Source organism: Paraglaciecola hydrolytica (assembly GCF_001565895.1).
GTDB lineage: Bacteria > Pseudomonadota > Gammaproteobacteria > Enterobacterales > Alteromonadaceae > Paraglaciecola > Paraglaciecola hydrolytica.
This window is the reverse complement of record NZ_LSNE01000015.1, coordinates 71,314-93,477: the sequence shown is the minus strand read 5'-3', so window position 1 is coordinate 93,477 and position 22,164 is coordinate 71,314. Positions and strand designations below refer to the sequence as shown.

The following is a 22,164-nucleotide window of genomic DNA, read 5'->3' as shown; positions in this document are numbered from 1 at the left end:
GCTTAAACGAGCTTCTGTTTAAATTCGTCTTTATAACGTCGTGATAAGTTCAGCTTGTGGCCATTTTTTAACTGGATCTCGCCATCGCCACTTGGCTGATAACTGATATGGTCGATGGCATAGTGATTAACCGCATAACTGCGATGTATACGGCTAAAGCCTTTTGATCTCAAGCGATCGGTCAGCTCGGCTAAGGTAGAGCGCAAAGGATAGATGCGCCCACCGCTATACAAGTTAACGTAGTTACCTGAAGATTCCATCCATTCAATGTCGGCCACTCGCACTAAAAATTCTCGATCAAGTTTTTTCACTAATAGGTGTTCAGGCACTTGGGCGTATTTATTCCCAGTCGGTTCGGCTTCAATTAAATTCGCCTCACCCTTGAGACGGCGGTAAACAAAATGGAAGAGATGATAGAGTCCTAAAAAGAACACATAGCCCCACACATCTTTACGGTATTCATAAAAAAATTCACGTAGTGGCGGGCCAAAGTCGTAGTTGCCACCCATGAACCAATAGACAGCTTCGCGCATTAATACCATCAAGGTGACGTGTGCCGCCGAAAAAAGCAGTGACAATAACAAATGTTTTACTATTTGAGTTTTGACATGAGTGAGACTGAGGGGCATGCGCTGCCACAGCATAAAAGTAACTGGCAGTAATAACAGGCTACTCAGAGCGCTGGAATACTCCCACACAAAAGGTTCCCATAATGCAAAGTCGGGGCTGCCATCACGGGTGGTTTCCATCCAATCAGAGGTGGCATTAATGCCATTGTTGATAAATAGGTAGAGCACAATGAGCAGGGCGGTATAAGCCGTTTTATGTTGGTCAAAGCGTTCAAATAAAGTCACTACTGTTTACCCCTCATATCCACCCTTTGTCCCTGAGGCATGTCCACTGGGCGTTTACCGCTAGTGTGTGGACTCAAGTCACCACATCATTCTTGGCATATTTAACCGCAAGGGTTGTTATGACTCAAGTATTAGCTCAAGTAAAAAACCAAGTAGATGATCAACGCCGTTACGATGTTGACTGGTTACGCACACTCGCCTTTGGTTTGCTGATTTTGTACCACGTGGGTATGTATTACGTGGCCGATTGGGATTGGCATATTAAAAGCGGTCAACAAAGTGTGTGGTTACAGGATCTTATGATCCTGACAAACCAATGGCGCATGTCCTTATTATTTTTGATTTCAGGCATCGCCTTGTCCTTAGTTTTACAACAACATAAATTCAGCCGTTGGCGTTTAAGTGGCCTCAGAACCAATCGTTTATTAGTACCGCTGATAATTTCCATGTATATCATCGTGCCGCCCCAGCTGTTTTATGAACTCCAGCAACAACATGGTTTAACAATGAGTTTTTGGGCATTTTTACAAGAATACTGGAATGTGGATACTAACCTTGCGCCATTTAAACAATCTTCTATCGGTTTACTGACCTGGAATCATCTGTGGTTTTTGCCTTATTTGTGGGCTTACAGTTTAGTGGTTTTATTGTTGTTTCCATTTTTTAATAATTTGGGCACCGGCTTACATAAGTTAAATCTGCAGTTATGGTTGGTCTTTGGGTTTTTAGTGATGGCGATGGCTTTAATCTGGGTAAGTTTGCGCGAGACTTATCCCGTCACCCACGCTTTATTAGACGATTGGTACAGTCATGCTAAGTACTTTTTGGCCTTTGTTTTTGGCGTGTTATTAGCCTTTGTTAAAGGTGTATGGCAGCAAATCATACAAGGTCGTCGTGTTTTGTTAGTTATTGCCGTCTTGGGTTATAGCTGGCTAATGTTTGATCGCCACGGCTTTTTGGATGTGGGTGACGAGCTGGATGGTTTAATTATTATTAAATTAATACACGGTGTATTACTTAGTCTTAACTATTGGGCGTGGATCCTAGTCGTGGTGGCTTATGCTGGCCATTATTTGAATTTTACTAATCGCTTTTTGACTTATGCCAATCAAGCCATTTTGCCTTGGTATATTTTTCACCAAACTTTGATAGTGGTATTTGCCATGCAGTTGTTGCCGTTTAATCTACCCGCTGGAATAGAAGCGCCAATATTAATTTTGTTAACTAGCTTGGGCTGTTTATTGGGCTATGAGTTGGTGCGCCGGTTTAGCCTATCGCGCTGGTTGTTTGGCTTGAAAGTGATAAGGACTAAGAAGGAGTAAGTCTGGCCTTCGTGCTTGCTGATAACTAGGTTAGAATATCCCCTTATTGGTGCCTGCAACGCAGGTGCATGCCTAAAGGAAATATTCGTGTCTAAAGAAGCCAATTCTCGCCGTTCTCCAGGCAAGCCTTCATCCAATACAGCAGGTGGCCCTCGTAAACCAAGTCAGCCGCGCCATACTCAAGGCAGTAGTGGTAATGCTGCACAAAAACCTTGGGTTAAAGAGGGGGATAAAACGGCTCGGCAAAACAATAAAAAAACGCTTACCTCTAAAGTCAGTGCCGCTACCTTAAGGCAGCATCGACTAGAAGAGGCCAAAGTGCAGGGCGAAAATGCCTGTAGAGTGTGTTTTAACAAACGTCCTCAGTCTGTGGTCAAAATGTATGTCGAAGTCAACATGGCTAAAAAATTTGCTGACGTGATGAAATATCTGGCCGCTAACAAATATGCTTATCACATTGTCGAAAACGCTGAGTTAGAAAAAGTTGCTGGCAGCGAACATCACGGTGGCGTGGTATTGATAGTTAAACGCAAACCCGAACTGACGTTAGCTGCTTATTTGGCCGCTAATAAAGATCTTAAGCAAGATTGTTTGCTGGCCTTAGATGGTGTGGGTAACCCACATAATTTAGGTGCTATCGCCCGCAGTTGTGCGCACTTTGGGGTGAAAGGGGTGATGATGACTCAGCCCTATCTGCTGCAATCCGGTGCGGCTGCTCGCACTGCAGAAGGCGGGATTGAATTTGTGGATGGTTTAAGCTGTGATAATTTGCCCTTGGCGCTGCAACAGTGCAAACAAGCGGGTTATAGCTTGGTGACTACCTCTAGCCATGCCAGTGTGTCTTTGTATCAAAGTAAACTTGCTAACAAAGTCGTGGTGGTGTTTGGCGAAGAAATGGATGGAGTATCGCCCCAAGTAGCCAAAAGTACTGATGTGGCACTGCAAATTCCTGGATCTGGTCAGGTAGAATCACTCAATGTCAGTGTTGCGGCCAGTTTGATTTTAGGCGAGTGGTATCGCCAGCAGCGTTGTTAATATTAACTCAATGGCTGACGATTTTACTGAGTGGTGCCGTGGCTTGGATCCGTAACAAATAATTGTTTAACTCGTCACGATGTAAGTCAGATAAGTTGCTGGTTTTCAGTAGATTTGCGCAGGCATCTTTAGTGTTTTGTTGTTCCTCATCGAGCCCTTCTAGTTCAGCGATAAAAACCAACACTTTGACAATAGATAACATGATGTGGGCATTTTTGGGTGATAGGGTTAAGGCCTGCGATAATAGCTCATAGGCCGGTGTGTAACGCCGGCCTTTGTAATGTGCCGAAGCCATTTCAATGAGTTCTTTAGGGCTGAACTGAATTTCTTTCCTTTCGACAGTTTCTTGCTCCAAATATTGCGAGAGGACTTTGGCGGTAAATGAATGGCCTAACTTATCGATATTCATCTGTTCGAGTAAAGCAATAGACTGTTCCCGCTCTCCCAACTCGTGATAGACCTTCATTTTATCCAGATTATCTTCAAAAGAGCCATTAGTTTGGTCTTTTAACTTGTCCTTCATCAAGTTTTCAGCGCCTTTTTTATCCTGTTTTAGATTACATAAACGAGCACGAATAATATTTATTTGGCTATTAAACGCCTGCATTTGTGGTTTATTACTTTCGAGTGCAACAATATCTTTTTCAATTTTACTGACCATGGTTTGGGCATCTTGGCCGGTTAATGCGGTGGCCAGATCTAAACCGGCTCTGATGATATTTAACGTCAGTTCAGGTGAATCATGAATGGAGTTTTTAGCGTATTTGGCCATGTTTCTGGTGGCTGTATATTGACCCATGCGATCATGATTCAGGCGCGCTAGGTTCCAACATTTTTTATTACGCTCAATATTACGTGGGGCTAATTCGCAGGCCTGTTTAATAATCTCGTAGGCTTTAGCAAAATTTTCGTTGGCAATGTAATGTTCTGCTAATAAATCAAAGGCACTAAATCTTGCGTCATCCCGTTTCAGTAAAGTATCAATCAATGTCATGGCTTCGGTATTTTTTTGTAAGCTGAATAAGGTTCTGGCTAATTCCACATAAACCCACGCAAACTTGTACATTTCACTGAGATACCGATAAAAAGTTTCGGCCTCGGTGTATTCATGCATTAAAAATAATGACTTACCCATTAGTCGGTTGATTTGCGGATGATAGTTTTTCAAACTCTGATCGGCTAAATGGCGCTGAGCTAAATAAATCGCAGTGTTATATTTTTCCTGATCAAAACAGTAATGCAATTTGTGCAGTTTTTGCTCAAAATCGAGGATGTGCCGTATGCGTTTTTCGACTTTGGATTTATCCAAAGGTTTGACCCAAAAATCGTTGGGCTGCAGTTCAACCACGCAATTGACCAAATCCGCTGAAGTATTAGAGCTAAGAAAAATAACGATAGTGGTTTTAGTGATAAAACCTTTGAACTTCATCTCTTCGAGTAAGTTGAATCCGTCTTTATCACTTTTTACATCAAAGGCAATCAGGACCATATCGAATGAAATAGTTTCACATAGACTTAAGGCATAAAAAGCATTTTGCGCACTTTTAACGTTATCGACACCTAAATCTTTTAAGGCTGATTTGATCACATCGTGAGCAAATGACTGTTCGTCGATGATAAGTACATTAAATTCTTGTAAGGCTTTTTTATCAGGAATTGCTAGCAAAAATTACGTCCATCTTAGTTAATACTGCGACTATTGCCTTTTAATGGCACACCTAAACGATATAAAACCCCTATGACAATTCGCTTCCAGTAATTATCAATTTGTTCAACGTTTACTTAACCACTAATAAAGTAAGGTTTTTAATCTAACCTGAATCAACGTTACTGAAAAGCTAATTAGCTAAAAATAGTGAGGTTAAATTTTTTTATTTAAGGCTGCATTGTTCTTTGATATATCAATATACAGCAAAGGTCAACATGGCCTATTAAAAACTAAAGAAAGAGGGAGATGTTTTGCGCTATCAAGTGCAAAACCCTTATTGGTTTTGCACTTGATGATTAGTTAGTTAATTTTAGCAACAAAATAAGGTTAATTGCTGCAATCTGGCTTAACGTGGATAGCGTTGTTGCAAACCTACATACACTTGATCGCTATAGTCACTCAGGCTGATATCCAGTGAGTTGAGTACATCAACCAAGTGCTCATTATCTTCGCGGCCGTGCCAGACTTTGATATAAGTACCATCTTTGTAACCATGGTCTTGACGGAAAAAATTCAATACGTTTTTGCCTACAAACTGCCGATAGAGCTCGTCAGAATTCATCTCTGCCTGTTCAACAATTTTAATAAACAAGGGCACATCAAAACGTTTAGCGGCACAGAGTCCGGCCATTAATTCGAGATTATCTAATATATCCAGGGTGTTAAAGTGATAATCAAGACCGTCAAAAGTGACTTTGCTGCGCTGTGAAGCGAGTTGTTCGGCTATAGTGCGCGCCGATTGTTGAATATCACCAGAATATTCAATGATGATGTGCGAAAGGGCAAAGTGCCAAATATCGACTAACTCCATTTGTAATTGGGGTAGGTCTTTGTGCTGGGCCTTCCACCATTTCCAACCGTGATGTTCGATACCTTCAACGGACTCAATCATGGCGGCGCGTAAATACGCATAACCGGCGGTTAACCAGCTTGGGTTTACTTTGCAATTCATGCCGTCTTGCAGCTTAAGCATAGTGGCTAGTTGGGTGGGTGTTAACATGGTCAGTCCTGTGTCATTTTTATAAAAACGTCGCAAATTAAGATTGGGCGACTGTCTGCTGAGAGCCGCCTATTGGATCACGAAGGCCTTAGTCGGTCAACTAACAATGTTAGCTAAACCCCGTTGTTTGTGTACTGAGTGGTTATTGTAGATGTTTATAAACTTCACCATTTTTCATCACAAATGTCACATTCTCCACCACCTGAATATCCTTAAGTGGATTGCCCTTAACCGCTACAATATCCGCTAACATGCCGACCTTCAATTCACCTCTATCACTCACACCTAGTAGCTCGGTGGCTTTGATGGTGCCCGCTTGCAGCGCTTGTAGTTCACTCATACCACGCTTGACCATGGCATTAAATTCAAATCTCGCATCGGCGTGTGCCATCACACCTGCATCACTGCCTAAGGCGATATTGATACCGGCATCCAAAGCCATTTTAAAACTGCGTTCCACATAAGGGGCGAGGAAGTTTGATTTGTCTACTGTCCATTGTGGTGTTTCGGGGGGCAATGGTACATCTGCAAGATGAATAGTAGGAATATAATAGGTACCGCGTTTTTTCATTTCTTTGATTATTTCTGGGGTTAACATCGAGCCATGTTCGATAGAGGCAACGCCAGCTTTAACCGCGGCCATGATACCTTCGCTACCATGGGCATGTGCCATCACTTTCAAACCATGGCGTGAGGCTTCTTGCACTATGGTATTTAATTCTTCATCAGAATATTGTTGAGCTCCGGGGCTAAAGCCTTTGGAAAAAACTCCGGCAGTGGCGCAGACTTTAATGACTTTTACTCCGTGTTTGGCCTGATAACGAATAGCCTTGAGGATTTCGTCTTTGCCATCGGCAATGCCCTGTTTAGGGCCTAATTCCATTATGCCGGGAGCGAAACCCGTTACATCACAATGACCTCCGGTGATAGAAATATAATGCCCAGCAGGAAATACTCGAGGACCAACCACCGCACCCCGCTCAATGGCTCGCATTAAAGCGACATCAGGAAATCCCGGCCACGCGCCTGCATCCCTGACCGAAGTAAAACCTGCCAAAAGCATATTTTTACCAAACTCCACGCCATGTAAGGCCCAGTCAGCAGGCGTTTCGTTAACCGCTTCGGTTTCCCAATGATTACCATTAAAAAAGTCTTGGGTGAGGTGAGTGTGCATATCAATAAAGCCGGGCAATAGCACCTTATCTCCAAGATCATAGGTGGCTAAACCTGTAGGTAGGCTGGTTGGGTTTATTGCAGTTATTTTGCCATCCTGTACTACTAATACGGCAGGTGAGATCAATTTGCCGCTTTTTATATCGAGCATCTGGGCAGCCCGAATAATACTGCCTGATTGATTGGCATGGGCCGTTGATAAGCCGCTCAATATCACGCAACTGAGTAAAATAAGACTAAGTAAATTCATGTTTTTTCCTGAAGCGATGTAGAGTTGTCATGGTAGCCGAATTGTATTGTTTGCACATCTTTGAATTTTTTGGAAAAGGCCAGAGCAAAAAAGTGTGATCTGTTATTGGTAATCAGTGATTCCGCTACTTTTCCATGTAGACAGCGCTAAAGTAACCCTTAATAAAGTTGAAGTTAATTGTTCAGGACAACTGTGGGCTCACTTAGAACCAGCAATCTCAAAAAACTCCTTATTTAATGGAGTTGGTATTATACACACCTTCAATGTATGGATTTTCGGTGGTGGTAGAATGGTGCGGTAGGGGCTTGGGGGGGCCTTAATCGATCAAAGAGGTTTTGCCGCTTGCACCCGTTCTAACTCGTCTAAGTTGGCGTGGGGAGGGATTAAATACCTCGAAAATTTTGAGTTATTAATTGAAAACTCAGAATACTTGCGGGTAGAAATTGAACATGCGCCCGAGCGAGAAATGGCCACCAAGTTAGAAGACTTTTTGCTTACCTTGAGCGCTATTAGTATTTTTTGTTAATTTTAAAGATCGAGATTTGTTTTTGTAATTTATCCGCTAATTGGGTTAATTCTCCGCTGGCGATGGCATTTTGCTGGGAGCTTTCGTTTACCACAGCAATGCTAATACTAAACTCGTTAACGTTTTTACTGATCTCGCTGGCCACCATGGTTTGTTCTTCAGTCGCAACTGATACTTGGGTGTTCATATTCGCAATTTCAGACATGGCGGTAATGATTTCCTGTAACACAATGGATGAGTCTTTGGCATGATCTACACTTTCGTTGGCACGCTCTTGTGCTTTACTCATTGAATCTACCGATTGTTTAGCCGAGTTTTGCAATCTTCCGATCATTTCACTGATGGATTCAGTGGCTTTTTGGGTATTGTGCGCCAATTGCCTTACTTCATCCGCCACAACCGCAAACCCTCGGCCAGAATCTCCTGCGCGAGCAGCCTCAATAGCCGCATTCAATGCTAATAAATTGGTTTGTTCTGCTACGCCCTTAATTAACTGTACCACTTGGTTAATTTCGTTGGCTTGATCATGTAATTTTTGAATGACTTCTGTGGTGCTATCAACCGTTTTGGATAAATCAGTAATAGATTGGATATTTTGTTTCACTTTCGCCTGACCGAGCACGGCTTGTTTGTCAGCATCGGTGGCGCGGGTTGAGGTTTTTAGCGCGCTATTAGCCACCTCTTGAATGGCTGAACTCATTTCGGTAATCGCGGTGGCTATCATGGTGTTTTGCAATTCTTGCTCATTCGCCGTGGTGGCAACCTGAGTACTGATAGTCTGCATTTCTTCTGCGGCCGAGGCCAAGGTTAAGGTTGCTTCGGATACGTTCATTACAAGGGTATGAATACGATCCAGCATAAGATTAAAACTCTCAGCGGTTTTGGCAAATTCATCATCACCTTCGACTTCTGCACGCAAGGTTAGATTCGCTTTTTCAGCAATGTCAGTAATCGTGTTTTGCAGTTTATTTAATGGCCTTTGAATAGAGCGATAAATCAAAAATGCAATGGAGAACATCAGTATCAAAACCAGAATTGAAGCAATAATGAGTGCTCTTTCAGTACTTACAAATTTTTCATGAGATGCATCACGAAACGATAAAGACTCATCCTGTTGCAAGTCGATCAGGGCTTCATAACTTTGACTCAGTTGATCAAAGACCTCGTAAAGTTCGGCATTAAAAGTATTGGCAGGATAAGAAACCAGCGTGCCCTCGTTGATCATCTTTTTGTATTTTTCGATCAGTTTTTGCACGGCGGGTAAGTTGCGTTTGGTTTTATTAACTAAGTCACTTTCGCGCTCAGTTAATTTGGTATTAATGTAGGCATCCCATTGTTCATCGGCGATGTTTTCTGACTGCTTAATACGATTCAGCACTTGTGAGTCACTGAGCATGCCTGCCCGGTATTTATGCAATAAGTCCACAATGCTAACCGCGTAATTATCAGACACCAGTTTGATTTGTTTCAGTGGCACCACTCTGTCAGCATACAAGCTTTCGATGCCTTGGTTTTGGGTTTTCATTATGGAGTTTACTAAAATGGCCATTACCGCAAAAAATACGCCAGGGAGTATCGCCATAACGCCTAATCTGGTTTTAACTGATGTGGAATTTAACATTCAAATACCCTGTGAGTGATGTAATTAAGCCGCTACCTAAGGCGTTCTACAAAAATAGTATTTAATTCAAATAAATACACATTTAATTGCTCTTTTTAATGGCGTTTACTGTGTGTGACATGGGCACAGCAAAATACGCGGTAAATTGGAGCGATGATGTAAAAGTTTTATCGACCAAAATAGCGAGGAGATAAGCGTTTATAAAGCTAATCAGTTATTTTTTGTCGATTTGATACATGAGTCGAGATTATTTGCGCATCAGTGAGTTGTTTCTATCCGCTGAAAGTAGGCGGCATAAAAATGGCATAGCTAGCTACTGACTAAGTTATAAAAACCCTACTTAAACTAGAATGGCGCAAATTCATATAACAACATGAATGATTTTATTAACTAAAAAAGAGTTACATAAAATCGATAACAAAGCGGATAAAACGCCAGTGTCAGTGGGATTTAACATATTATTTAATTCAAAATTTTGAGTATTAAGTGAGGTAAAAACGTTAACCTTATTTAAGAGGGGCGCCTAATTGGGAGTAGGATATTTTACAAATGGCTGTGAAATATATGCTTGTTATTTAGCTTTCATCATTTCTAACAAACGTCGGAAAACGAATGAGCCTAAAACAAAGGCTTTAGTTTTAAGGGAGATAATCTATGCAGTTATTTTACCGTAAAAGTGCATTGACCTTATTTTTCATCATCTTGTTGTTGGTTTTGTTGCGTGTGGCAGCACCCTACGCAGTAAAAAAAGGGGTTAACTACGCTATTGATACTACCCCTGGGTTGAGTGGAAAAGTGGGAGATATTGACATCGCACTATATCGAGGCGCCTATCAAATTGAAGATATCGAACTCTATTTAGTTGATGGTGAGTTACAAAAACCACTCATAAAAATTCAACAGTTGGATATCTCGGTTTTATGGTCAGCCTTATTTCACGGCAGTATTGTGTCCAAAATGACCTTTTTGCAGCCACAATTTTATTATGCTGATAAGGCGGAACGTGAAGAGCATATCAATGAAGATGTGCAAAACGAACAAACCTGGATCACGTTGGCAAATCGCTTAGTGCCATTTTCTATCGATAGAATTGATATTGTTGCTGGCCGTTTGTTATTTGCGGTTATCAATAATGAACAAACTAACATTACTGAAATTCAGGAGATTAACGGGCACATCACCAATTTAACTAACAGTAAAAAACATTCCGGTTCGTTAGTGACCAATATGCGTTTAGACGCGGTCATTGAAAACGTCTCGCCTATCGTGTTATCGGGCTCTTATGATCCTTATGCAGACAAACCAAGCTTTAATTTTGATGTGGAAATGCAGCGTTTGCCGGTGAAAAAGATTGATCATCTGATTAGCTTTTATACCCCCTTTGATGTTGAAGCCGGGGAGGTTGATTTTGTCATGGAGTTTGCTGCTAACCAAGGTGTGGTTGAAGGTTACGTAAAAGGCGGGGTGTATGACTTATCGGTATTTGATTGGCAAGAAGATGTGGTTAAAGACGGCGACAATCCCTTTCAGCTATTGTTCGAAGCATTAACTGGTGGTGTGGCTGAATTGTTTGAAAATGGTCAAAGCGATCTACTTGGCACTAAAGTTCCTCTTGAGGGCACCATAGATGAACTCAAAACGCCACTTTGGCCAGCAATTTTCGGCATCATTAAAAACGCATTTTTTAAGGCATTAGAAATTAAGATTGATGATATTGTAAAGATCGATGCCACTCAGTGTGAGGTATTTGAGGGGGAAATAAACCCACATCTTAGCGCTCTATTTAATTTAAAAATGGGTCAAAAACCATGTTAACAACCTTTGTTATAACTAGTATTGTGTTAATGCTGCTGACCCTAGCTCCACTATTACCTAGTGATCATTGGGTAGTGCGTGTATGGGAATTTCCGCGTTTGCAAATTGCGTTTTTATTGTTGCTCAATACCGTGGTGCTGGGTATTTTTTACCATCAAAATATTGTTTATAAATTTGCGCTACTTGCTATTAACTTAGCCGCGTTAGCTTATCAACTCTATTGGATTTTACCCTATACGCCATTAATGAAAAAAACCGTCAAGACAGCACGCTCGCCTGACTTAAAACGCAGAGTCAGGGTGATGAATGCCAACGTATTGATGAGCAATCGTGATGCACACAAATTGATTGCTTTGGTTAATCAAGAGCAACCGCACATTTTGGTAACCCTTGAAACTAATCAATGGTGGCAAGATGCCCTTGCACCACTGCATGATTCCTATCCTTACAGGGTAAATTACCCACTTGAAAATTTATACGGTATGCATGTGTTTAGTCGTCTACCGCTGACAAACATCACTAGCGCAGAACGAGTTGAAAAAGGTGTGCCGTCGATTCACTGCACGGCCATTTTACCCAGTGGTGAGCAGATCAATTGCCATTTTTTGCATCCTGCACCACCAAGTCCCACGGAAAATTCCGAAGCAACTGAGCGGGATGTAGAGTTACTGAGTTTGGCTAGAGAAATAGCCGCGAAAAAATCTCATCACTCAAAGTCAGTATTGGTGAGTGGTGATTTAAATGACGTAGCCTGGTCACCAACCACTCGCGCCTTTTTACGGGTCAGCGGATTGCTGGATCCGCGCAAAGGGCGTGGCGCCTACAATACTTTTCATGCTCAGTATGCTTTTGCGCGCTGGCCCTTGGATCATATTTTTCACAGTGATGATTTTGAGTTAGTTAGCTTAAAACGTTTGCCAGACATTGGTTCAGATCACTTTCCGTTATTAAGCGAATTAGCGCTTAAATAAACTGATTTCAAGAGATAGCTGAGACGTAGAGTAGGCGAACTAACTGCTCTACGTGGATAGATTGAATTGTTACAAGGATTCAGACAGTTTTACCGCTGAAGGCTGCATTAATTTTCTAGCCTGCTCTATTTGTTCATGATCTTTGGTTTGTACTACAACCGACCATTGATGATGATGGCTGGCGTGGCGGGCACTATTGATCGGCCCATCATGGTCCGGACGCAAAGATATCGCGCCTGCAACCAACAAGCCTAAAAAAGTGCCTAATATAGCTGCAGCCGATAACATCATCACCGGACTTGAGGCCGCAAAAGGGGAACCAATAATAATTAACAGGCTTGCTACCAACAAACCGACCACTAAACCTGCACTCCCTAGAATGAGATGGGATTTAAGTAAAGTCCGGCCGATACCCTTGCTGTCGGGTTCTAATTTACCTGCAAAATTTCCATCATCAGGCCGCACTACACTTAGCTGCTCAGTTAAAAAACCACCTTCGCTGATTAGTTGTTCAGCCATCTTTTTTGCGCTGGCTTCTCTGTTGTACACACCTACCACTTTGCCTGGGTATTGTTCGTCAATCACGTTAGGGTTCATTGCTTTTTCCTCCCATGTTAAGGATAAATTACATAAAACATTTTCATTTCCATAAATGAGTAGGGCTGCAAGTTAGATGCCGCAGTGGCGCTACTATTTATAAAGGCGCACTGAAGAGAGTGAATATACAAAGTGGATGAATGGTTTTATAGGTGTGGTGGTTTGAGCTTTTGCTGATGGTTGTGTGCCGCGAGTTTCTATTTTTGAATATTTAGTTAACATAACTATTTGTAATTTAATGGATTTAATATCTGTTTAGAATAGTTTCAGAGATATCCGGCTTACAAGTTTGAGGGATTTTATCTAGTAGATTTCGCGAGTAGACCTTGAGTCCTATATAAATGTGCTAACGGTTTTGACTTATTTAATACCCGCTGAGTTTGCAAAGCTGCTGTGCTGAGGTAAGCAACAAAATTGTAGAATATTTTCACTTTGGGTAAATATTGCACAATTTAAAAAAGCCATAATAGGGAAGGCTATCTTTTTGTTTTTATTGCTTAATCTAGATTAGAACATTTTAGCAGGCAGAAAGATGTAAATAAGCTGTAACGATGGGGTGACAAAGTATGGCAAATATAAGATACTTTTGGCCGTTTTTGCTAGGTTTAGCCACCTGCAGATTGAAATATTGGTGCTGCTAAGTTTATTCAAAGCAGCACGATACGCCACAGTGATCCGATCTAACATCTTCGTTTTCCGTTAGTAGCACTTGAAATAAATTATTTCGTCAGCATCTAAGTTAAATCCCAATTTGTTTAAAAATTAAAAAGAGAAGTATCCAATGACAACTAACTACATCCCGCTAGACAAAGATAAACATAAAGACCTACGTGTTAACTTAAAACACGATTTTAGCCACACTAAAGACGCACATTTGGCCGCCGCATCACTACGTGAATATGCACAGTTAGCTAGCACCATGCCGATTGTTTTTGTACAAGATCCAAAAACTAACGCGACCCACAGTATTGCCATGTTAGGTACCGAACAAGGTGTCAATATGTTTATGACTGACGGCAAATGGAACGCCCATACTGTACCTTTAAATATTCAGCGTTATCCTTTTGATGTTCGTCCTGATGGCGACAAATTAGGGGTCTTTATTGATGAAAATAGCGAGTTAGTTGGTACTAAAGAAGGTGAGTTGTTATTTACTGAAGCCGGTGAGCCTAGCCCTTATTTGCAAAATCGTCAGCAATTATTGTCTGATCTGGCTAACAGTGAAATGGCCACTCAGCGTTTTGTGGCTAAGTTAATTGAATTGGACCTTCTCGACGCGATTACCTTACGTGTGCAATATGCGAATGGTCAACAACGTAATATCAATGGTATGAAATGTATCAGCGAAAAACGTTTACATGCTCTAGACGATGCTAAAATCCTAGAATTGCATAAAGCCGGCTTCTTAGGCGCTATCTACGCTGTGATGATGTCTTTAGGTCAATTAAACCGCCTAGTGCAATTATCTGCTGCTACTGCTACACCAATTCAGTCTTTACAATTGAAATTGGAAGAAACAGCAAAAGAACCAGCAACAGCTTAATTTTGATTAATAAAAAAAGCCCTGTTTAACAGAAGTTAAACAGGGCTTTTTTTTGCCAGATTAGTATTGGTTATTCAGTTTGGGATTAAATTCAACAAAGTTGCGCCCTTGAATTTGCTCCAATGTATTATCTAATTTGGCTAAAGTGGAATGCATAATTTCATGCCAGTAGTTTTGTTGTGTTTCGCTGTTCCAAAACTTGAAGTTTTTGCCTGATAGCGATTCACCATCAACATCAAATCCCGCCCAGATAATGCCTATTTTATCCTTACTAAGCGCCTCATTAAGAACAATCTGTAGTTGTGCCCCGGCTAGGTATTCAACACTGTTACTATGAGTAGAACGGCGATTACCGTCATTTACCAAGCCAGCCCACAATTTCATATGCACCACTTTTTTAATCTCAATACGAGCAACCAGTAAGTCTTTGTCAGGAATAGCACCTAAGCTGGCATTATGTTGCGTGATGAGTTGATTAATACCGTTGAGCGAATCTTTTAATCCTTGATAAGTAATGACTTCCCAGCGTTTAAAATTGGACTCGACAATGGTTTTATCAACGTTAATCGGTAATAGTTTGATGCCTCTATATTGCTTATCTACAAATTGAGGTTCAAACAATGCCAGATCAAAGCCACTGTTATTGATTTTAACTAACGATAAGTCAGCCAGTGGCTTTTCAAATTTAACTAAGCTTGTTGTTTCACTTTGGGTATTACTTACAGCTTGCTGCTGTTGGTTTGGCTCGGTAAATGAGGTCGGTGTTACAGGAAGAATAGTGTCTGTTGGATTATTTCCAAGGGCAAAATCACGTGCTGCGCTAGCTAACAAGATAGTGTTATTTTCAAATGGCTTAATATTATTGGGCTGAGTACTCTGAGTAGAAAGAGCCACATTTTCCAGTTTGGTATCGATATTTTCAATGAGTTCAATAGGTTGTGGTGCTAGTTGTTCATCAATGGACTGTTGAACGTTTGTTTGGCTTGTAGTTGCAGCACCTAAAACATCAATATCAACGGATGTATTTTGATCGTTTTGAGATGTCATTGTCGCTAGATTTATAGTGGGTGAATTTGCCACTAATCCTGTTATCTGGTCACTCGCATTCACATTGAGGGTTAAGCCAAAAACGGCAATCCCCATGAGTAATACCAAACGTTCAGCCGCAGCAGAAAGAGGTAAAGTCCGTGTAAAAATGCGCTTTACTCTATCAAGTAAGAAAAACGATTGTTTATGTGCAGCCAATACAGATTGACGCTGCTGGCTGAATTCTGCAAAACGACTCAAACTCTTAGCGAATATTAGCGCATTACCACAGGCCTTAGCCGCAATATCGTCACAGGCCGCTTCGCGTTCAAAATCTATTTTATGGCAAATGAGCAATACAAAAGGGTTGAAGAAAAACACAATTTTGACGAGGTATTGCACTAAATTGAGCAGATAATCGTTACGTTTAATGTGTGCAAGTTCATGTAATACAATGGCTTCAACTTGCTCCATAGGCAGTTGCGTAAACAGCCCCAGAGGCAGTAGTACCACAGGTTTAAAGTGCCCAACTATGCAAGGAACGCTAATTTTGCTGGATAATTTAAATTCAACTGAGTGCTTAATCTGTAACACATTAAGCAAACGAGCCAGACGCTTTTGCCATTCAGGGCTCACAGTAAAAGTGTTCTGGGTTTTTAGTTGCAGACCTTGGAGCACATCATATAAGTAGCGTACAAATTGCAAGCCAAAACCAACAAACCAAACAAGTACTACCGAGCTCAGCCAAGGGTTGATATTTTGGTAAATTGATGACCAAAAACTGCCTTCATAAACCAATGCAATATGAGTTTGGATGTCGCCTAGATACAGACTGGTTTGCACCGATTGAGTGTAGTTTTGATAAAAAGTGAGCCCACTGAGTATCACACAGCAACATAAGGCACTTATACATAATCGATAACGTAAAGCAGGCCTAAGTGAATTAGTCATTTTAAGGCCACTACTCAGTAGTACAAATACCAGTAAGGACTGCCAGAGTGAATGCACTAATGTCCAACCCAAGGCATAAATTAAATGTGGATCCAAAATGCTGCTTAAATTATCCATGATTTTTATCCTCCATGCCGTCTAAAAAGGCTCTGATTTGTACAATTTCGTCTTGGCTAACTGCTTTATTGCCAAACAGTTGCATCAACAAACCGCTAGTTGAGCCTCCAAAGGTGGTTTGAATTATTTTGTCGAGCAAGTGTGATTTGGTCTTTGATTCATCACTTAAAGCAAAATAGACGTGACTCTTGCCTTCTTTGCGTCTATCCAACAAGCCTTTTTCGGTCATCAACTGCATGGTTTTTAGCGTAGTGGTATAACCGACAGGACGGGTTAAGTTGAGCTGATCATTGACGATTTGTGTGGTGGCTTCGCCAGATTTCCATAGTATATTGAGGATTTCAAGTTCCGAGGGGGTCGGGGCAATCATATTCAATTCCTTCTACGATTCAATTCGTATTAAATATATACGAATACTTTCGTAGTTCAAGTTAGAAAATCAATAAAATTTGAATATTGTATTTATCTATATGAATTATAAAAATATTTTGTTGAAAACAACTTGGTTAGTATTGGCTGAATACAAATTATACGCAGCCCAATAATAGGGGGATAAAACGAGGATTGTTAAACATGAATAGTTGGCTTTTTCTCAGTGCATTGCTAAGGGTTTGGCCTGATTGCAGATTTTGATAGAAGCTGATCATCAGCTTGGCTGATGCACGGTCTGAAATTGGCCATAAGGTGCAATTGCAGTGAACGTTTTTAGGCTAAAAAAAACTTCGCCGGAGCGAAGTTTTGTAAGTAAGGTTATAAAAATTCTAATTCATCTTCGGCGGTTAGGCCTAATTCACTCAATTCTTGTCGTAGGCGTTGACGGTCATGAATGGCTTCGATTTCTCGCCATTTTCGTTTAACGGATTTAGTTTTAGCGGAGCGGCTTTCTGTATCTATCATTGAAAATAAATCGGACTTATCCATTTGGGATCCCCATTATTATTTTTAGCGCAATAGTCACTGCTTTATATTGAAATCGATAAACTTTTTACACAAGCTAGTGCAACAAGTTCAACGCTCTTTTACCATACTGCACCCTAAAATAGAATAGATTCTTGTACTTTTTATTAACAATTGATGAAAGTTTAATGACGCACGTATAAAAAGTCTGGACAAAATATAGTCAGGGGATGAATACGTATGTAGTACATTGTTTTAAAAATTAAATATCGCTAACGTGCTTACCACTTGTTAATGCTGGGTAATAGTTAGTATGCAATTGTGTAAAAAAATAAGTGGTTTGGCGCTGGTCACTATCCTGAGTGTGGCTTGTAGCCCTGTTAATGCGCCTAGTGAACCGCCCGAGTTAGAGTCAACAGTTGGCAACACTGCTGAGCTACTGTTACATGTACCTTCTCCCCAATGGCAAGATCAGATTATTTACCTAGCGATGATTGATCGTTTTGCTGACGGCGACCCTACTAACAATAGCCAAGCCCAAAATGAATATGATCCAACTAAGGAGAGCCATTACAGTGGGGGCGACTTAGTAGGCTTAGTTCAGCATCTAGATTATATCCGAAAGCTAGGCGCAACAGCCTTATGGACTACTCCTCAAGTGGCCAATTTGTGGTGGGATCCTCTATCCAACTATGGGGGTTATCACGGTTACTGGGCACGAGACTTTAAAGCGGTGGATGAGCATTTTGGCACACTGGCCGACTATCAGGCATTGTCGAGTGGTTTACATCAGCGTGGTATGTATTTAATTCAAGATGTAGTAGTCAACCATACCGGCAATTTTTTTACTTATCAGGGCGACTATGATGAGCACAAAGTGACAGATAATTTTGTACTTAACCACTCCGCTACACCGGGCAGTGCTCCAAGTCAGTATCCCTTTACCTTAAACGACGCCAATAATGCCGAGCACCGTAAAGCAGCTATTTATAACTGGACCCCCAGCATAGTCAATTTTGCCGACCCAAAACAAGAAACCACCTATCAAACCGCTGATTTAGATGACTTAAATACTTCAAATCCTGTGGTGCGTAGTGCCTTAAAAGATTCCTTTGCATATTGGATTGAGCAGGCTGGGGTAGATGCCATCAGAATTGATACCGCAAAGTATGTGGAAAGTGACTTTTTCAGTGATTTTTTACATGCCCCAGACGGCCTAAAAGCCGCTGCTCAAAGCACCGGACGGGACGATTTTTTCAGTTTTGGCGAAATCTATGAAACCTCTTTACCCATGGCGGATAACGGTGAGCAAAAACTCAAACAATATGTGTCAGACTCGCAACATCAGCGTATTGATGCGCCTATCGGGTTTCCTTTATACAAAGAGATCAGCCGGGTCTTTGCCGGTGGCATGCCCACCCAATATCTTAGTTATCGTTTAGAAGCCCAAATGCGCTTGTTTAATGAGCCTTTTAAAGTAGTTAATTTTATTGATAATCATGATGTTGAGCGCTTTTTAGCTGCTGGCAATATCGCGGGTTTTAAACAGGCCTATACCCTGATGATGACAGTGCCGGGTATTCCCACCATTTATCAAGGTGATGAACAAGCCTTTAAAAGCAGCAGACGAGCTATGTTTGCTGGGGGTTATTTAAGTCAGTTTGATCAATTTAATCAGCACTCTCCCATGTATCTTTTTATTCAGCAATTGACCGAGTTACGCAAAAAAAATCTGATTTTTAGTCGGGGCAGTATTGAGATACTGCAAGACAACGCAGCGGGTGCGGGCATCTTGGCGTATAAACGTAATTATCAGGGTAAAGTGGCTTATGTGATATTTAATACGGCCAAACATGAGGTGCTGTTAAATGCCTTACAAACCGACTTTGTCGAAAACAATAAACCTCTGGTCCTCATTAACGAAAACCTGCAAGAAACCTTGCGTTTTGATGTTCAAGGTTTGTTGACCACAGTATTACCCGCGCAAGCTGTGGTGGTATTGCTTGGGGATGAACGTGAGGGTAATCAGCCACAACTTGACATAGCTAGAAGCATTGAGCCTAAAAACTTACAAAGCCTTTACCAAAACCAAGTTTACGCCAGTATAAAAGGGACAAGTGATTATCCACACAGTGACTTATTGGTGGTGATCGATGGCAAACTGACTGATGCTAAAACCATTCACACTAATGCTACAGGACAGTGGCAAACTGAGTTGGCAGTGAATGATCTTGGTACTCACCAGCATCAACTCGAAATCTATTCGCCCACGGCCAAAGTGGCCTCTGCTGTTTACTATTATCAGACTCAATCCGACCAAGTGAGTGCTCAAGTACAAGTCAGTGATCCTCTGAATGACGACCATGGATTAGAGAGGAATTACACTAAACCTTTAGATCCTACTGTAGCTTGCCAAATGGATATTATTGGTGCAACTGCCCAGACGGGCGGCAAGATATTAAAGCTGAGTTTAAAGATGTGTGAACTTAGTCACATCTGGGCGCCGCCTAATGGTTTTGACCATGTGGCCTTTACGCTGTTTTTTGATTTACCAACCAGAACGGGCATGTCTGAGTTACCTGTGATTGGTGGACAGTTTCCTGATGGGGCCGCTTGGGATTTGGCCCACGTAGCCTATGGTTGGGCAAACTATGTCTATTGGCCGACTCAAGCGACGGCTTTGCATGAAGGTGAAAAGGCCGGAATTGCCCCGCCTATGGCAATAGACTACCAAAACAACAGCATAGAATTTACTTATGACGGCGCAGAACTAGGTATTGAAGATTGGGCTGGTGTAAGTATTTATGTGACAACCTGGGACAAAAGTGGCGAAGGTAATTATCGTGAACTTGCCGAAAACGCCAACACCTGGACTTTTGGAGGTGGCTCGCTAACGAGCCCCAAAATACTTGACGCAGTTTTACTTGAGTTAGCTAAAAAGCCATAAGCAAAGCCAGTTTATTCTGGCAAGTTGTTATGGTCGGATGCGATGGTCATGCTCTTTTTAACCAGCAATAAGGCGGCTTCGTGGCGCGCATGCACAAAAGAATGGATAGCAATGCCGCTTAATGCGCTTTGCTCTTCTTTGCTGTTGATTTTAACCACGATATTGGCCGCAGGGTGATAGTCGAGTATGGCCTGACAAATAATCTTTTTAGTCAGTAAGTTGTCCATGGTCATGATGATACTGGCGGCTTCTTCCACTTTGAGTGATTCGAGTACGGGGCGTTTTTCTAAGTGACCAAAATAAGCCATGTAGCCCCTTTCACGAGCAAGTAGGACGTGCTGTAAGTTGTCGGAAATAATCACAAAACGCATGCTTTTTTTGGTCAATTCAGTGGCGACAATACGCCCGACTATGGCAAAACCACAGATGATGGTGTGGTTGGTGGCAGTGATAGGGGTAATCTTATCTGATTCAAAAAACTCGACGACAAAATAGGAGGCGAGTTTGTAGATATTATTGACCATGAAAGGTGTGACTATCATGGAGAGCACAGTAACCAAGATCAAAAATCCACCCAGTTCATCAGAAATAACATGTTGGCTAGTCGCTAAGGAAAATATCGCAAAGGAAAACTCACCAATTTGACACAAGGCGATAGCGGATTTAATCGCATCACTTTTGTTGGCCTTACGTTTGAGTAGGCCAAAGATAATCAAGGCTTTGACTAACATGGTCAGCAGTAAAACCGCACAAACTAACCAAAACTCGTGATAAAAATAGTTTACGTCGATTTTAGTGCCGATGGAGAAAAAGAAGGCACCTAATAAGATATCTTTATAAGAGGCAATATCTGACTCTACTTTTACGTGATAAGTGGTTTCGGCAATGATCATGCCGGCAATAAAAGCCCCTAAAGAGTATGTAAAACCCATTTGATGGGCGAGTAGGGACGCACCTATCACTATGGTTAATACCGAGCCTAAAAACAGTTCTTCGAGCTTGGCATTAGTAGAAAAATGTAACAGCCATTCAATCAGTTTTTTACCCAAGGTAAACATAAAAAGAATAACCGCAAAGGCCGACAGCAAGGTTTTAACTAACACCTCTTGCATCGATAATTCATTGTTGGCTAAAAAGCTGATGAGTAACAAAATGGGGATCACCGCTAAGTCTTGAAAGATCAGGATGGCCACGGTTTTTTCACCATAAGGCGTAATAATATCTTTAGATTTTTTCAAGTAAGTCAGCACGATGGCGGTGGATGACAAACTAAAGGCTAGCGCAATAATAATCGACGACGTTGCATCAAGTTCAAAAATATAATGGGCCACTGGATAGATAATCAAAGCACTAATGAGGACTTGGCTAATACCGTTGATAAATACGATGTCGCGCATCTTTTTTAACTTGGCAAAGGATATTTCGAGGCCAATGGTGAACATCAAAAACACAATGCCAAACTCACCAATTAAGTCCAGCGAGGCTAAATTTTCACTGCCATTAAAATCAAACAAGTTGCTGATAATAGTGCCGGTTATGATGTAACCAATAATGTGCGAAACAGAGAATTTTTTAAGAATGATGTTAAGTACACTGGCAATAGCCAGTGAGATAAAAATGATCGGCAGAATAGAATCCATAACAGTGCCCTAGGTGAAAATATTTACAATCTTATAACAAAAATGTGCTTAATTTCTCTGTTCTGAGATTTTAAAGTATAAGTAGAATAAGCATTGTAGCGGCTCAAGTCCACTGATTATGCTGTGGGAACTAGCTTGATGACAGGGTGTTAGGATAGTGGAGAAAAATAG

The 22,164-nt window shown here is 41.3% G+C and carries 17 protein-coding genes; 6 read left to right on the top strand and 11 right to left on the bottom strand.

Going from position 1 to position 22,164, the window contains the following annotated elements; all coding sequences use genetic code 11:
- Positions 1-2 precede the first annotated feature (2 nt).
- Positions 3-854 carry a LytR/AlgR family response regulator transcription factor gene (locus AX660_RS20435; RefSeq protein ID WP_068381415.1) on the bottom strand — a complete coding sequence of 284 codons (852 nt, stop codon included), beginning with the start codon at positions 852-854 and terminating at the stop codon, positions 3-5.
- A gap of 119 nt (positions 855-973) precedes the next feature.
- On the opposite strand from AX660_RS20435, the gene AX660_RS20430 reads away from it, so the two are divergent.
- Together AX660_RS20430 and AX660_RS20425 are read left to right on the top strand one after the other, a co-directional pair.
- Positions 974-2,176 (top strand): acyltransferase family protein, encoded by a 1,203-nt coding sequence (locus AX660_RS20430; protein ID WP_068381412.1) that lies wholly within the window; start codon positions 974-976, stop codon positions 2,174-2,176.
- Positions 2,177-2,263: 87 nt separating this feature from the next.
- Positions 2,264-3,211: a tRNA/rRNA methyltransferase gene (locus tag AX660_RS20425; RefSeq protein ID WP_082769049.1), complete on the top strand. Its 948-nt coding sequence runs from the start codon at positions 2,264-2,266 to the stop codon at positions 3,209-3,211.
- A gap of 7 nt (positions 3,212-3,218) precedes the next feature.
- On the opposite strand, the gene AX660_RS20420 is transcribed toward AX660_RS20425, so the two are convergent.
- From AX660_RS20420 to AX660_RS20405, 4 genes are all read right to left on the bottom strand, one after another.
- A complete protein-coding gene (locus AX660_RS20420; protein WP_068381409.1) occupies positions 3,219-4,877 on the bottom strand; it encodes a response regulator in 1,659 nt (552 codons plus the stop codon).
- Between the two features lie 388 nt (positions 4,878-5,265).
- Positions 5,266-5,919, bottom strand: a complete 654-nt coding sequence (locus tag AX660_RS20415; RefSeq protein ID WP_068381405.1) for a dUTP diphosphatase — start codon at positions 5,917-5,919, stop codon at positions 5,266-5,268.
- A 142-nt stretch (positions 5,920-6,061) separates the two neighbouring features.
- A complete protein-coding gene (locus AX660_RS20410; protein WP_082769048.1) occupies positions 6,062-7,342 on the bottom strand; it encodes a metal-dependent hydrolase family protein in 1,281 nt (426 codons plus the stop codon).
- A 509-nt stretch (positions 7,343-7,851) separates the two neighbouring features.
- On the bottom strand, positions 7,852-9,489 hold the full coding sequence (locus AX660_RS20405; protein ID WP_068381403.1) for a methyl-accepting chemotaxis protein: 1,638 nt from the start codon (positions 9,487-9,489) through the stop codon (positions 7,852-7,854).
- A 654-nt stretch (positions 9,490-10,143) separates the two neighbouring features.
- Here AX660_RS20405 and AX660_RS20400 point away from each other — a divergent pair.
- Positions 10,144-11,304, top strand: a complete 1,161-nt coding sequence (locus tag AX660_RS20400; protein WP_082769047.1) for a DUF748 domain-containing protein — start codon at positions 10,144-10,146, stop codon at positions 11,302-11,304.
- Positions 11,298-12,275 carry an endonuclease/exonuclease/phosphatase family protein gene (locus tag AX660_RS20395; RefSeq protein ID WP_068381400.1) on the top strand — a complete coding sequence of 326 codons (978 nt, stop codon included), beginning with the start codon at positions 11,298-11,300 and terminating at the stop codon, positions 12,273-12,275. Before AX660_RS20400 ends, AX660_RS20395 begins: the two co-directional genes overlap by 7 nt.
- Positions 12,276-12,344: 69 nt before the next feature.
- Here the strand turns inward: AX660_RS20395 and AX660_RS20390 are convergent, their stop codons facing one another.
- The gene (locus AX660_RS20390) at positions 12,345-12,872 is read right to left on the bottom strand and encodes a hypothetical protein (RefSeq protein WP_068381397.1); all 528 of its coding nucleotides are present in this window, start codon (positions 12,870-12,872) and stop codon (positions 12,345-12,347) included.
- Between the two features lie 781 nt (positions 12,873-13,653).
- Between AX660_RS20390 and AX660_RS20385 the strand changes: the two genes are divergently transcribed.
- Complete coding sequence (locus AX660_RS20385) at positions 13,654-14,415, top strand: SapC family protein (RefSeq protein ID WP_068381394.1); 762 nt, start codon at positions 13,654-13,656, stop codon at positions 14,413-14,415.
- Between the two features lie 60 nt (positions 14,416-14,475).
- Here the strand turns inward: AX660_RS20385 and AX660_RS20380 are convergent, their stop codons facing one another.
- From AX660_RS20380 to AX660_RS22920, 4 genes are all read right to left on the bottom strand, one after another.
- On the bottom strand, positions 14,476-16,509 hold the full coding sequence (locus AX660_RS20380) for a M56 family metallopeptidase (protein ID WP_068381391.1): 2,034 nt from the start codon (positions 16,507-16,509) through the stop codon (positions 14,476-14,478).
- Positions 16,502-16,879 (bottom strand): BlaI/MecI/CopY family transcriptional regulator, encoded by a 378-nt coding sequence (locus AX660_RS20375; protein ID WP_068381388.1) that lies wholly within the window; start codon positions 16,877-16,879, stop codon positions 16,502-16,504. The genes AX660_RS20380 and AX660_RS20375 overlap by 8 nt, the downstream gene beginning before the upstream one ends.
- A gap of 157 nt (positions 16,880-17,036) precedes the next feature.
- The gene (locus AX660_RS23730) at positions 17,037-17,183 is read right to left on the bottom strand and encodes a CHAT domain-containing protein (protein ID WP_407669417.1); all 147 of its coding nucleotides are present in this window, start codon (positions 17,181-17,183) and stop codon (positions 17,037-17,039) included.
- Between the two features lie 76 nt (positions 17,184-17,259).
- The gene (locus AX660_RS22920) at positions 17,260-17,430 is read right to left on the bottom strand and encodes a DUF3545 family protein (RefSeq protein WP_082769045.1); all 171 of its coding nucleotides are present in this window, start codon (positions 17,428-17,430) and stop codon (positions 17,260-17,262) included.
- 289 nt (positions 17,431-17,719) lie between these two features.
- Here AX660_RS22920 and AX660_RS20370 point away from each other — a divergent pair, with 289 nt between their 5' ends.
- Positions 17,720-20,353 (top strand): alpha-amylase family glycosyl hydrolase, encoded by a 2,634-nt coding sequence (locus AX660_RS20370; RefSeq protein ID WP_068381385.1) that lies wholly within the window; start codon positions 17,720-17,722, stop codon positions 20,351-20,353.
- Positions 20,354-20,364: 11 nt separating this feature from the next.
- Here AX660_RS20370 and AX660_RS20365 read toward each other — a convergent pair whose 3' ends face one another.
- Positions 20,365-21,993: a cation:proton antiporter domain-containing protein gene (locus tag AX660_RS20365; protein ID WP_068381382.1), complete on the bottom strand. Its 1,629-nt coding sequence runs from the start codon at positions 21,991-21,993 to the stop codon at positions 20,365-20,367.
- Positions 21,994-22,164: the final 171 nt, after the last annotated feature.